Genomic DNA, 13,622 nt, shown 5'->3' with positions numbered 1-13,622 from the left:
CCGCGTCCGTCCGCCGTCCCCCGTCCCCCGTCCGCCCCCAAGTCCCCCTACAGCCCCGCGTCTCTGGCCAGCAAGGCTGCCTGGACGCGGTTCTCGCAGCCCAGTTTGGACAGGATGCGGCTCACATATGTCTTCACCGTCGCCTCGCTCATATGCAGTCGGCGTCCCGCGTCCGCGTTGGAGAGGCCTTCTCCGAGCAGGGCGAGGACCCCGCATTCCTTCTCGCTGAGGGCCGCCACCCGGCCTCGTGCCTCCTCGGCACGGGCTGCTTCCCGGCCCGAGGCGAGCCGTTCCACCACGTGCCGGGTCGCCGCGGGCGACAGATAGGCGTCTCCCGCCGCTGCCGCTCTGACCGCGCCGATCAGCTCGGCCGGGGCCGTGTCCTTGAGCAGGAACCCTGCCCCGCCGTACTCCAGTGCCCGCAGCACGTTGTCCCGCTCGCCGAATGTCGTCAGGATGATCACTCGGGCCGCCGGGGCCGCCCTGCGCAGCTCCGGGAGGGCGGAGAGCCCGTCGAGCACCGGCATCTGGATGTCGAGCAACACCACGTCCGCCGCGTGCGCTCGGGCCGCCTCGACCGCCTGCCGCCCGTCGGCGGCCTCTCCGACGACCGCGATCCCCTGATCCGAGTTGAGGATCATCCGAATCCCGGCCCTGATCAGAGGCTCGTCATCGGCGATCACGACCCTGATGGGCTGCCCTGCCACAGCTGTTTCCCCCGTGCTCCGGTACGAGCGGTCCCCTGCGCGCTACCGCGCGTCGATCTCGTACGACTTCTTCTCGATCAGCTTGCCGTCCTTGAAGCAGAACCGGTAGACGGGCTCCTTCTCGGAGTCGGCACCGAACTCGTAGGACATCAGCGTCAGGCACTCCGAACCCTCCGGCTCGGCAGGGCCCTTGCCCTCGATGCCCGCGGTGGCGATCGTGTCGCCCGAGGGCAGCAGATCCCGTACGTCCGCCTCGGTCATCCCGACCTCGATCATCTCGTACTGGTCGGCCGTGATCAGGCCGTCCTTCACCGATCCCATCAGGAAGTAGAGGCCGAATCCCCCCGCGACCACGAGCAGCACCAGCGCGGCGAACGCTATGCCGCAGCCCAGCGCGATCGAACCGCCCGTGCTTCTGCCCCTGCCCCCGCGAACCGCCATGGCCAGCTCCCGCTCCGTGAACGTCCAGTCGGCCGGTCCGACCTCGACCGGACGACCATCTCCCGCCAGGGGCCTGGTGGTCTGCTGCCGGAAGTCGTCGGCCGCATCGACCAAAGGAGCCGCCTCCGCCACGGGCGCGGCCCCGTACGGCAGCATTCCCGCGACGCGGAAGCCGCCTCCGTCGGCCGGGCCCGCGTGGCACATGCCGCCGACGAGCCGCGCCCGCTCCGCGAGGCCGGTCAGCCCCTGTCCTCCGCTGACGACGTCCTTCGCGGGGCCCGACGTGGGCCGGGCGTTGACGACCTCGACGACGAACGTGTCGGGCTCGTAGCGCAGTTCGACTCCGATCGGGGAGCCGGGGGCGTACTTGTAGGCGTTCGTCAGGGCCTCCTGGACGATCCTGTACACGGCGTGGTCGGCGGCCGGCGCCAGTGGCCGTTCCTCCCCCGCGCTGCGCAGCCCGACCTCGGTCCCGGCGGCCCGTGCCGACTCCACGAGTCCCTCGATGCCCGCTATCCCGCGCGCCGCCCTGCCCGTCTCGTCCCCGGTCCGCGCGGAGCCGGCCGTCTCGCCGCCCGAGGCCTCGACGCCGTCCCTGAGTATCCCGACGACCTCCCGCAGCTCGTGCATCGCCGTCACCGACGCGTTCCGCAGGACGCCGACCACCTCGCGCTGCCGGTCGCCCAGCTCCCGGTCGACCTCCAGGGCGCCCGTGTGCACGGCGATCAGGGCCAGTTGGTGCCCGAGGCTGTCGTGCATGTCCTGAGCGATCCGCTGCCGCTCCCGCTGCCGCGCCTGCCAGACGACCATGGAACGCTCCCTCAACAGCTGCGCGTTGCGCTCCTGGAGGGCGTGCAGCAGGGTCCGCCGCTGTCCCCAGTAGCGGTGCGCGAGCCCCGGCGCCAGGACGGCTCCCAGGTAGTAGAGGGTCGTCATGAGGGCGACGGTGAGCAGCTGCCGCGAGTCCAGGACGTCCAGGACCGTGCCGCCGACGTTCAGCACGAAGGCCACGATGAACGCGGCGAGGGCCCGTCCCACCCCGACGACGTACCGGCCCGCCGACCAGCCCGCGACGAGCAGCGGCAGCCCCATGCCCGGCAGGAAGGGCGCGAGCCCCGCGGTCACCACGAGGACGCTCGCGGGCAGTCTGCGGCGCACCAGGAAGAGCAGGGCGGAGCCGACGGCGACCCCGGCCAGCCGCAGACCCTCGCCGCCGAGAAGCTCCTCCGTTCCGGCGCTCAGCAGTGCGAGGACGGCGGCGAACGCCAGCTCACCGGTGGTCCTGCGCCCCGACCACTGCCCCGGCACCGCGAACCAGGCCCACGCGGCACCGAGAACGCCCCAGGCACCCGCACGGGCCCCCCGCCCGCCCTCGGGCACCGACCCCCGCGCGCCCGGCTTCTCCGACTTCGACATCGCTTTCACGCTCGCACCCTAGGCAGCGCCCTCGGCCCACGGCTTCTCTCTTTCGTCTCGCCCGGCAACGACAAAAGTCGCGGCACGAAAGAGACTTCACCCACCGGAAACCAACGGCCCAGCGGCCCAGCGGACTAAAGGCCCAACGACCCCACGCGCTCAGAGCCGGGGGGGGGCACCAGACCGACACCGTCTGGGACACGGACAAGCTGTACGCGCCTCCCGTCGTCACGGTCGGCACGGTCGGCAGCGGCTCGGCTTCGTGAAACGGCGGCCTGGGCCTTACCGGGTTCTCCGGGCAGTACGACGGTCGCGCCGACAGCCGACGACGGTCAACCCCGTCGACCGACACTCCGGACACCCCAGACACCCCACCCGTCGCCTCGCGACGACACCCCCGCTTCCACAAGACGACGCCGCCCGGCCTCCGTCTTCCGGCTTCCGGCTCCCTGAAAGCCACCCCGCAGAACCGATCGAGTAAGACAGATCACATCCCGCAATGCGTCGGCAGGTCACCGCCCGACCCGACGGAAGTCACACCGCCGACACCCTCGGAGGCCGCCGGGCCCCCGAAGGCCGCTGACGGTCCGAAGGCCACCGGCAGTCCACGTACCCCCGTACCACCCACACCCGCACCCACCCCCGCCCCCGCCCCGCCCCGCCCCATCCCCAGCATCCCCAGAACGCAAACAAAACGGTCGGCATCATTGCGATGCCGACCGTTTCGTCGTTCCTACCAGGACATCCCTACGGATATCCTCTGGTGCGCGAGGGGGGAGTTGAACCCCCACGCCCTTTCGGGCACTGGAACCTGAATCCAGCGCGTCTGCCTATTCCGCCACCCGCGCATTGGGTGTGCTCCGGGCTCCCTCACCTTTCGGTGTGAGCGCCTGGCGACATCTGAAGATTAGCACGTCGCAGGCCGTGGATTCACATCCGTTGTTTCGGCCGCGCTCGGGCAGAACAAGGTGAGGGGAGGGGGCGACGGCGCGGGGGAGGAGCATCGGCGGAGGAACGGTACGGACCGCCCCGGAACCGTCCGGGACACCCGCTCCGGGCCTCCGTACGGGAACCCTCTCGCCCTCTCCCCACAGCCAGGTGCGGGACACTGTCCACAGGGCGCCTCTACGATCCGTGGGGAAAGCCTGTGAGAGGTGACACTCGTCCACAGGGCGGGGAAGGGGAACCAGCCGATTTCCCGACGCGTGGATACGATCTGTAAGCAGTACCAGGACGACAACGACGGAGGAGGTGCCCCATGGGAGTCATGAAGCGTTTCGAGCAGCGTCTCGAAGGTCTGGTCAACGGCACCTTCGCCAAGGTCTTCAAGTCCGAGGTCCAGCCTGTCGAGATCGCGGGCGCGCTCCAGCGCGAGTGCGACAACAACGCGCAGATCTGGAACCGCGAACGGACCGTCGTCCCCAACGACTTCATCGTGGAGCTGAGCACGCCGGACTACGAGCGTCTCAGCCCCTACTCGGGTCAGCTCGGCGACGAGCTCGCGGGCCTGGTCCGGGACTACGCGAAGCAGCAGCGGTACACCTTCATGGGCCCGATCAAGGTCCATCTGGAGAAGGCCGAGGACCTCGACACCGGTCTGTACCGCGTCCGCAGCCGCACGCTGGCGTCAAGCACGTCCCAGCCGCAGCCGCAGCCGCCCGCAGGCGGACACCAGCCCCACCAGCAGCAGGGCCAGGCGCAGGGCCGCGGCGGCTACGGGTATCCCCCGGCCGGCGCCCCGCCCATGCCCGCGTCCCCGCCTCCCGGCACGCCCGGTCACCGGCCCGCGGCAGGGGCCCCCGGCCCCGGCGGCACCGGCGGGGCAGGCGCCCAGACGCGCCGCTGGATCGAGATCAACGGCACCCGCCACCAGATCTCGCGCTCGACCCTGGTCCTCGGCCGCAGCACCGACGCGGACGTGAGGATCGACGATCCCGGCGTGTCCCGCCGGCACTGCGAGATCCGGACCGGAACGCCCTCGACGATCCAGGATCTGGGATCCACCAACGGCATCGTGGTGGACGGGCAGCACACCACCCGCGCTACGCTCCGCGACGGCTCGCGGATCGTCGTGGGCAGCACCACCATCGTTTACCGGCAAGCCGAAGGGTGAAGCGGGGGCAATGTCAGAGCTGACCCTGACGGTCATGCGGTTGGGTTTCCTGGCCGTTCTGTGGCTGTTCGTCATCGTGGCCGTCCAGGTCATCCGCAGTGACCTTTTCGGTACGCGGGTCACCCAGCGCGGTTCACGGCGCCAGGAGGCGCGACCCCAACAACAGCAGCAGGCGCGGCAGACCGCCGCGCCACCGCAGCAGCGCGGCCAGCAGAGCGCGGGCGGCGGGCGGCAGCGCCGGGGCGCCCCGACCAAACTCGTCGTCTCCGAGGGCACCCTCACCGGCACGACCGTCGCCCTCCAGGGCCAGACGATCACGCTGGGCCGGGCGCACGACTCGACGATCGTCCTCGACGACGACTACGCCTCCAGCCGCCACGCCCGGATCTACCCGGACCGGGACGGGCAGTGGATCGTCGAGGACCTCGGGTCCACCAACGGCACGTACCTCGACCGGACCCGCCTCACCACCGCGACCCCGATTCCGCTGGGCGCGCCGATCCGCATCGGCAAGACCGTCATCGAGCTGCGGAAGTAGTGCTACATCATGAATAGGCGCGAGCGGAGCGAGCGAGTCGGGACGGGCCCCTCCAGCGTCCGTGCCACGCTCCCGACCGGAGCGATCGAAGCGACCGGTGTGACCGGATCGACCGGAGGGTGGGCAGTGTGGGTCGAGACCGGCTGTACCCCGATGAGGCGTCGACAGGGCAGGTGCGCATGACACTGTCCTTGCGATTCGCCGCGGGCTCGCACAAGGGCATGATCCGCGAGGGGAACGAGGACTCGGGATACGCCGGTCCGCGCCTTCTCGCGATCGCCGACGGCATGGGCGGCCAGGCGGCCGGGGAGGTCGCCTCCTCCGAGGTGATCTCCACCCTCGTCACCCTCGACGACGACGTCCCGGGCTCCGACATCCTCACCTCGCTGGGCACGGCGGTGCAGCGCGCCAACGACCAGCTGCGGATGATGGTCGAGGAGGACCCGCAGCTCGAAGGCATGGGCACCACGCTCACCGCCCTGCTCTGGACCGGCCAGCGGCTCGGTCTGGTGCACGTCGGCGACTCCCGCGCCTATCTGCTCCGCGACGGGGTGCTGACCCAGATCACACAGGACCACACCTGGGTGCAGCGGCTCGTCGACGAGGGCCGGATCACCGAGGAGGAGGCGACGACCCACCCGCAGCGCTCGCTTCTCATGCGGGCGCTCGGCAGCGGCGACCACGTCGAGCCGGATCTGTCGATCCGTGAGGTCCGGGCCGGAGACCGCTATCTGATCTGCTCGGACGGCCTGTCCGGCGTGGTCTCGCACCAGACCCTCGAAGACACCCTCGCCAGCTACCAGGGCCCGCAGGAGACCGTGCAGGAGCTGATCCAGCTCGCGCTGCGCGGCGGTGGCCCCGACAACATCACGGTGATCGTCGCCGACGTCCTGGACGTCGACGGCGGCGACACCCTCGCCGGTCACCTCAGCGACACCCCGGTCATCGTGGGCGCGGTCGCGGAGAACCAGGCGCAGCTGAACGACGGCGGGGCGATGCAGACCCCGGCCGGCCGTGCCTCCGGTCTCGGCCGCCCGGCCTCGCACCAGCAGCCGCCCGCCGGTGGGTTCGGCCCGCCCGGCAGCGGCGACGACCACGGCTACGGCATGGCCCCGCAAGGCTCCTACGAGGAGTACACGGACGACGACTTCGTGAAGCCGCGGACGGGCCTCAAGTGGCTCAAGCGCCTCTTCTTCCTCGTCCTCGTCCTGGCCCTCGTCGGCGGCGGTCTCTACGGCGGCTGGCGCTGGACGCAGAAGCAGTACTTCGTCGGGGCCAAGGACCAGCACGTGGCGCTCTACCAGGGCATCAGCCAGGACCTGGCGTGGATCTCGATGTCGAAGGTCGAGCAGGACCACCCCGAGATCGAGCTCAAGTACCTTCCCGCGTACCAGCGGAAGCAGGTCGAGGACACGATCGCGGGCGGCAGCCTCGACAAGGCCCGTACGAAGATCTCCGAGCTGGCTCTCCAGGTCTCCGCCTGCAAGAAGACCGAGCAGCGCCGGGCCGCCTCCGAGAAGGCCGCCGCCCAGCCGACCAAGCCGGCCGAGACGCCCGAGAACGCGGACGGCGCCGCCGCACCCGAATCCAAGCCCACCACAGCCGCTCCGTCGCCGGGTCCCGCCCTTACCGCGGAGGAGCAGCGGCTGGCCTCGAACTGCGGCAAGCAGTAAGCACCCGTAGGGGGCCTTTCACCACCATGAGCGTTGTCACCAACACGACCACGATCGGCGCGATCGAGGCACCGAGCCGCCGCAACACGGAGCTGGCGCTGCTCGCGTTCGCCGTCGTCATCCCGGTGTTCGCGTACCTCAACGTGGGCCTGGCCATCGACGGCAAGGTCCCGGCAGGCATGCTCGGTTACGGCCTCGGCCTGACCCTGCTCGCGGGTGTCGCGCACCTGGTGGTGCGGAAGTGGGCACCGTACGCGGACCCGCTGCTGCTGCCCCTCGCGACCCTGCTCAACGGGCTCGGCCTGGTGCTGATCTGGCGGCTCGACCAGTCGCCCCGGCTGATCGCCAAGTCCATCCGGGAGCACGGCAGTTTCAGCCCCGACGCCCCCAGTCAGATGATGTACTCGGCGATCGGCGTCGCCATGCTCATCGGCGTGCTGCTGGTCCTGAAGGACCACCGGATCCTCCAGCGCTACACGTACATCTCGATGGCGGTCGCGCTCGTCCTGCTGCTGCTGCCGCTCGTCCCCGGTCTGGGCACGGACGTCTTCGGCGCCAAGATCTGGATCAACGTCGGCGGCTTCTCCATCCAGCCCGGCGAGTTCGCCAAGCTGGTCCTCGCCGTGTTCTTCTCCGGTTATCTGATGGTGAAGCGGGACGCGCTGGCACTGGCCAGCCGCCGGTTCATGGGGCTCTACCTGCCGCGTGGCCGCGACCTCGGCCCGATCCTCACGATCTGGGCGGTCAGCCTCCTCATCCTGGTCTTCGAGAACGACCTCGGCACCTCGCTGCTGTTCTTCGGCATGTTCGTGATCATGCTGTACGTGGCCACCGAGCGGACCAGCTGGATCGTCATGGGTCTGCTGATGGCGTCGGGCGGCGCGGTCGCCGTCAGCTCCTTCGCCAGCCACGTCCAGTCCCGCGTGGCGGCCTGGATCGACCCCTTCGAGTGTCTGAAGACGGCTCCTCCCGGCACCAACATGGCGTACGCCTGCGACCAGATGACCCAGGTCCTGATGTCGTTCGGCTCCGGCGGCATCCTCGGCACCGGTCTCGGCCAGGGCAACTCCGACCTCATCGGCTTCGCCGCGAACTCCGACTTCATCTTCGCCACCGTCGGCGAGGAACTCGGCCTCGCCGGTGTGATGGTCTTCCTGCTGCTCTACGGTCTGATCGTCGAGCGCGGTGTCCGCACCGCCCTCGCCGCCCGCGACCCCTTCGGCAAGCTGCTCGCGATGGGCCTCTCCGGCGCCTTCGCCCTCCAGATCTTCGTCGTCGCCGGCGGTGTCATGGGCCTCATCCCGCTCACCGGTATGACCATGCCGTTCCTCGCGTACGGCGGTTCCTCCGTGATCGCGAACTGGGCCCTGATCGGCATCCTGATCCGGATCAGCGACACCGCGCGCCGCCCCGCGCCCGCGCCCGCCCCGTCCCCCGACGCCGAGATGACCCAGGTGGTCCGTCCGTGAACAAGCCGCTGCGGCGGGTCGCGATCTTCTGTGGCCTGCTCGTCCTCGCCCTGCTCCTGCGCGACAACTGGCTCCAGTTCGTCCGCGCCGACGAGCTGACCTCCCACCCCAAGAACCGCCGGGTGCAGATCGAGCGGTACGCGAACGAGCGCGGCAACATCATCGTCGACGGCAAGCCCATCACCGGCTCCGTCGACTCCAAGGACACGTTCTACAAGTTCAAGCGCACCTACATCGACGGCCCCATGTGGGCCCCGGTGACCGGCTACGCCTCGCAGGCGTACGACGCCAACCAGATCGAGAAGATCGAGGACGGCATCCTCACCGGCAACGACGACCGGCTCTTCTTCGACCGCACGCTCGCCATGTTCACCGGCGAGCAGAAGAAGGGCGGCGACGTCGTCACCACCCTCAACGGCGCCGCGCAGAAGGCCGCTTTCGAGGGGCTCGGCAAGAAGACCGGCGCCGTCGTCGCCATCGAACCGACGACCGGCAAGATCCTCGCGCTGGCCTCCACCCCCTCGTACGACCCCTCCTCCTTCGCCGGATACTCCGGCGAGGACGAGAAGGCCTGGGTGGCCCTGGAGAAGGACAAGAACAAGCCGAAGCTGAACCGCGCCCTGCGCGAGACCTACCCCCCCGGCTCCGTCTTCAAGGTCGTCACCGCCGCCGCCGCACTGGAGAACGGCAAGGTCACCGACATCAACGCGGCGACCGACACCCCCGAGGGCTGGAAGATCCCCCTCTCCAACCGGGAGATGATCAACCACGCCCAGGGCTGCGCCAACGCCACCCTCACCCGCGCCCTGGAAGTCTCCTGCAACTCGGTCTTCGCCAAGCTCGGCGACGACGTGGGCCGCGACAAGATGGTCGAGATGGCCGAGAAGTTCGGTTTCAACGCCGAGCAGTTCACCCCGGTCCGCTCCTCCGCCTCGGTCTACGACAAGAAGGCCGACCGCGGCGGCAACGCGCTCTCCTCGATCGGCCAGTTCAACACCGCGACCACCCCGCTCCAGATGGCGATGGTCACGGCGGCGATCGCCAACGACGGCAAGCTGATGCAGCCGTACATGATCGACCAGCTGCGCGCCCCGAACGTCGACCTCGTCAAGCAGAACGAGCCCAAGGAGATGAGCCGCCCGGTCTCGCCGAAGAACGCCCAGCTCCTCCAGCAGATGATGGAGAGCGTCGTCACCAAGGGCACCGGCGGCAACGCCGATCTGCACATGGACGGCGTCAGGGTCGGCGGCAAGACGGGTACGGCCCAGCACGGCGAGAAGAACGCCAAGCGCCCGTACGCCTGGTTCATCTCGTACGCGAAGACCGCCGAGGGCTCCCCGGTCGCGGTCGCCGTCGTCGTCGAGGACTCCCAGGGCACCGACCGCGAGGACATCAGCGGTGGCGGTCTCGCCGCCCCGATCGCGAAGGCCGTCATGAAGGCGGTCATGAAGACCAAGGGCTGATCCCACTCGTGTACCGGTCGGGTATCGGGCACCGGTCCCTGGCGGACGGCATGCCCCGGGCCGGTACCGTATGCGCGAACAGCACACACCGCCGGACCACCCATGGGTGCGGTCGGGACAGACGGAGAGGGCTGGATTAGCTATGGAAGAGCCGCGTCGCCTCGGCGGCCGGTACGAGCTGGGCTCGGTGCTCGGCCGCGGTGGCATGGCCGAGGTGTACCTCGGGCAGGACACCCGGCTCGGCCGCACCGTCGCCGTGAAGACGCTGCGGGCCGACCTGGCCCGCGATCCGTCCTTCCAGGCCCGGTTCCGCCGTGAGGCACAATCCGCCGCCTCGCTGAACCATCCGGCGATCGTCGCGGTCTACGACACCGGCGAGGACTACGTCGACGGGGTCTCCATCCCGTACATCGTGATGGAGTACGTCGACGGGTCGACCCTGCGCGAGCTGCTGCACTCCGGGCGCAAGCTGCTGCCCGAGCGCACCCTGGAGATGACGGTCGGCATCCTCCAGGCACTGGAGTACTCGCACCGCGCCGGCATCGTGCACCGCGACATCAAGCCCGCCAACGTCATGCTGACCCGCACCGGCCAGGTCAAGGTCATGGACTTCGGCATCGCGCGCGCCATGGGCGACTCGGGCATGACCATGACGCAGACGTCCGCGGTGATCGGCACGGCCCAGTACCTCTCCCCCGAGCAGGCCAAGGGCGAGCAGGTCGACGCCCGCTCCGACCTGTACTCCACCGGCTGTCTGCTCTACGAACTGCTCACCGTCCGGCCGCCCTTCATCGGCGACTCCCCGGTCGCCGTCGCGTACCAGCACGTACGCGAGGAACCGCAGCCGCCGAGCAACTTCGACCCCGAGATCACGCCCGAGATGGACGCCATCGTCCTCAAGGCCCTGGTCAAGGACCCCGACTACCGCTACCAGTCCGCCGACGAGATGCGCGCGGACATCGAGGCGTGCCTCGACGGGCAGCCGGTCGCGGCAGCCGCCGCGATGGGCATCGGGATGGGCATGGCGGGCGCGCCCGTGTACGGCGGCGGCTACGGCGGCTATCCGCCGGAGGACCAGCCGACGACGGCGCTGCACCAGAGCGACCCGGCCGGCCAGACCTCGATGATGCCGCCGGTCAACCCGAACGACGGCGGTTACGGGGGCTACGGCGGTTACGACGACCGCCCGGACCGGCGCGGCAGGGGCGGCCAGAAGAAGTCCAACACCTCGACCATCATGCTGGTCGTGGCGGCCGTCATACTGCTGGTCGGCGCGGTCTTCATCGTCGTCTCCCTCTTCGACAAGAAGGACAAGAACCCGCAGGTCGTCGTCCCGCAACTGGTCGGCCAGACCATGGAGGGGGCGCAGGGCCTCGCGGCCAACGCGTCGGTGAAGGTCCTCCAGGCCGGAACCGAGCGCTGCGACCAGCCCAAGGGCTCGATCTGCCGTCAGACCCCGGTCGCCGACAACATCGCGAAGATGGACACCGACGGCACGGTCCAGGTGTACGTCTCCGAGGGCGCGCCCCTCCTTGAGGTCCCGGATGTCGTCGAGCAGTCGCAGGAGCGCGCCGAGGACTCCCTGAAGTCCAAGGGCTTCAAGGTGAAGGTCGAGCAGGAGGAGTCCGACAAGGATCCCGGTTCGGTCCTGCGCCAGAACCCGGACGGCGGCACCAAGGCGGAGAAGAACTCCGAGGTGACGATCACCGTTTCGAAGCAGAAGCTGAAGACGGTGCCGGTCGTGGTCGGCAACCCGGTGTCGCAGGCGGAGCAGCAGCTCAAGCAGCTGGGCTTCAACGTGACGACGGAGTACGTCGACAGCGAGCAGCCCAAGGACCAGGTCCTGGCGCAGACCCCGGAGGGGAACGCGTCGGCGCCGCAGGACACCACGGTGAAGCTGCGCGTCTCCAAGGGCCCGCAGCAGACGCAGGTCCAGATCCCCACCGACATCGGCGGCAAGAAGTTCAAGGACGTCAAGCAGCAGCTTGAGGCCATGGGCCTGGTCGTCCAGCAGCAGGGTTCGGGCGGCGAGGACGACCGGGTGATCGGCGCGAACCCGGGGGCCGGTCAGATGGTCAACACCGGGGACACGGTGGTCGTGTACACCCTCGGCGGCAACGGCCCCGGCAACGGTGGTCCCGGAAACAACGGCGGCGACAACGGCGGGGGCAACGGCGACGGGGGCAACCCTGGCGGCAACCCCGGCTTCCCGGGCGCCGGTCTCTTCGACTGAGCCCGTCCCACCGGATCCGGTGGGACGGGGAGGGCCCCGGCATCCGCACAGGATGCCGGGGCCCTCTTGTCCGTCCGGTTCCCCGGCGGAGCGGTCAGCGGAGTTCGGCCGGGGGCGTGCGCGCGGCGTCGACCTTCTCGGTGCGCTCCAGCTCGCCCCAGACGATGTAGCGGTAGTCGGAGGTGTACATCGGGGTGCAGGTGGTCAGCGTGATGTACCGGCCGGGCTTGGTCTTGCCGGATTCCAGCGGGACCGGCTGGAGGACGTCCACGTTGTACTTGGTGGTCTCCGGCAGGGTCTCGTAGACCTTGTAGACGTACCAGGTGTCCTTGGTCTCGAAGACGATCGGATCGCCGATCCTCAACTTGTGGATGTTGTGGAATTTGGCGCCGTGTCCGTCCCGGTGGGCGGCGAGCGTGAAGTTGCCCTGCTTCTCCTGCGGGAGGGCCGCCTTGATCGGGTCGTCGTAGACCCCGGCGACGCCGTGGTTGAGGACGTCCGTGCCGACGCCCTGTTTGACGAGGACCTCGCCGTTCTTCATCGCCGGTACGTGGAGGAAGCCGATGCCGTCCTTGGTGTCGAGCGCTCCGGGGCTCTCCTCGGCCCAGTGGCCGCGGACCTGGGCGCCGTCCTTGTCGGCGGCGCGGTCGGCGAGCACGTTCGTCCACCACAGGGAGTAGGCGACGAAGAGGCCGAGCACCAGGCCCGCCGTGATGAGGAGTTCGCCGAGGAAGCTGATGAACCCGGCGATCCGGTTGCGCGCGCGTGCCACGAGGTCGTCCCGTCGTCCTGTCCGGAGATGTTCCGGAAATGTGCGGACTCAGCCTACGAGCGCCGGGGGCTTTCCCTTGCTCCGCGGGCGCTCGTCGACCAGCTTTCCCCACACGATCATGCGGTAGGTGCTGGTGAATTCGGGGGTGCAGGTGGTCAGCGTGATGTACCGGCCGGGTTTCGTGAAGCCCGAGGCCTTCGGCACCGGGTCGATGACGGAGACGTTCGAGGGCGAGGTCTGCGGGAGGATGCTCGCCATCTCGTAGGTGTAGTAGGTGTTGCGGGTCTCGACGACGATCGGGTCGCCGGGCTTCAGCCGGTTGACGTACCGGAAGGGCTCGCCGTGCGTGTTGCGGTGGCCTGCGACGGCGAAGTTGCCCTGCTTGTCGGAGGGCATGGCCGTCTTGAGGCCGCCCTCGCCGTAGTGGCCGACCATGCCCTTGTCGAGGACCTTGGTCTTGTTGGTGCCCTCGGCGATGGGGACGACGACGTCCAGCTTGGGGATGTACATGATGGCGAAGCCCTGGCCGGGTTCGAAGGCGTCGGGTTCGGCCCCGCCCTGCTCGCCCTTGGCCCAGGTGTCCTCGATCTGCGCCTTGGCCCGGTCGGTCTCCTGACCGGCCAGCACGTTCGTCCACCAGAGCTGGTAGGTGACGAAGAGGAGCATGACGACGCCGAAGGTGATGAAGAGTTCGCCGACGACCCGGCTGGCGACGACGCCGACGCTCTCCTTGGCGGCGCGGGCGGCGCGCCGGGCCTCGACGCGGGAGAGCGGGGCGGCGGGGGATCCGGCGCCGG

At 69.6% G+C, this 13,622-nt stretch carries 10 protein-coding genes and 1 tRNA gene; 6 read left to right on the top strand and 5 right to left on the bottom strand.

The window, feature by feature from the left end:
- Window positions 1–47: 47 nt before the first annotated feature.
- The 3 genes from BU197_RS10965 to BU197_RS10955 form a co-directional block, all read right to left on the bottom strand.
- Window positions 48–707: a response regulator transcription factor gene (locus tag BU197_RS10965; protein WP_188267513.1), complete on the bottom strand. Its 660-nt coding sequence runs from the start codon at window positions 705–707 to the stop codon at window positions 48–50.
- Between the two features lie 42 nt (window positions 708–749).
- Window positions 750–2,564 (bottom strand): sensor histidine kinase, encoded by a 1,815-nt coding sequence (locus tag BU197_RS10960; RefSeq protein ID WP_188267543.1) that lies wholly within the window; start codon window positions 2,562–2,564, stop codon window positions 750–752.
- A 761-nt stretch (window positions 2,565–3,325) separates the two neighbouring features.
- Window positions 3,326–3,412, bottom strand: a tRNA-Leu gene (locus BU197_RS10955).
- A 410-nt stretch (window positions 3,413–3,822) separates the two neighbouring features.
- Here BU197_RS10955 and BU197_RS10950 point away from each other — a divergent pair.
- From BU197_RS10950 to pknB, 6 genes are all read left to right on the top strand, one after another.
- On the top strand, window positions 3,823–4,677 hold the full coding sequence (locus BU197_RS10950; RefSeq protein ID WP_188267512.1) for an FhaA domain-containing protein: 855 nt from the start codon (window positions 3,823–3,825) through the stop codon (window positions 4,675–4,677).
- A 10-nt stretch (window positions 4,678–4,687) separates the two neighbouring features.
- Window positions 4,688–5,215, top strand: a complete 528-nt coding sequence (locus tag BU197_RS10945; protein WP_188267511.1) for an FHA domain-containing protein — start codon at window positions 4,688–4,690, stop codon at window positions 5,213–5,215.
- Between the two features lie 179 nt (window positions 5,216–5,394).
- Window positions 5,395–6,888 (top strand): Stp1/IreP family PP2C-type Ser/Thr phosphatase, encoded by a 1,494-nt coding sequence (locus BU197_RS10940; protein WP_188267510.1) that lies wholly within the window; start codon window positions 5,395–5,397, stop codon window positions 6,886–6,888.
- 26 nt (window positions 6,889–6,914) lie between these two features.
- Complete coding sequence (locus BU197_RS10935; RefSeq protein WP_188267509.1) at window positions 6,915–8,357, top strand: FtsW/RodA/SpoVE family cell cycle protein; 1,443 nt, start codon at window positions 6,915–6,917, stop codon at window positions 8,355–8,357.
- Window positions 8,354–9,820: a peptidoglycan D,D-transpeptidase FtsI family protein gene (locus BU197_RS10930; RefSeq protein ID WP_188267508.1), complete on the top strand. Its 1,467-nt coding sequence runs from the start codon at window positions 8,354–8,356 to the stop codon at window positions 9,818–9,820. Before BU197_RS10935 ends, BU197_RS10930 begins: the two co-directional genes overlap by 4 nt.
- 142 nt (window positions 9,821–9,962) lie before the next feature.
- Window positions 9,963–12,053, top strand: a complete 2,091-nt coding sequence (gene pknB, locus BU197_RS10925) for a Stk1 family PASTA domain-containing Ser/Thr kinase (protein WP_188267507.1) — start codon at window positions 9,963–9,965, stop codon at window positions 12,051–12,053.
- Between the two features lie 94 nt (window positions 12,054–12,147).
- Here pknB and BU197_RS10920 read toward each other — a convergent pair whose 3' ends face one another.
- Both BU197_RS10920 and BU197_RS10915 read right to left on the bottom strand, forming a co-directional pair.
- Window positions 12,148–12,825, bottom strand: coding sequence for a class E sortase (locus BU197_RS10920; protein WP_188267506.1), 678 nt, complete (start codon window positions 12,823–12,825; stop codon window positions 12,148–12,150).
- A gap of 48 nt (window positions 12,826–12,873) precedes the next feature.
- Window positions 12,874–13,622 (bottom strand): class E sortase (locus BU197_RS10915; RefSeq protein WP_188268077.1); only part of this gene is annotated, 749 nt, incomplete at its 5' end.

Source organism: Streptomyces sp. CBMA291 (assembly GCF_014596525.1).
GTDB lineage: Bacteria > Actinomycetota > Actinomycetes > Streptomycetales > Streptomycetaceae > Streptomyces.
This window is presented reverse-complemented; position numbering and strand designations above follow the sequence as displayed.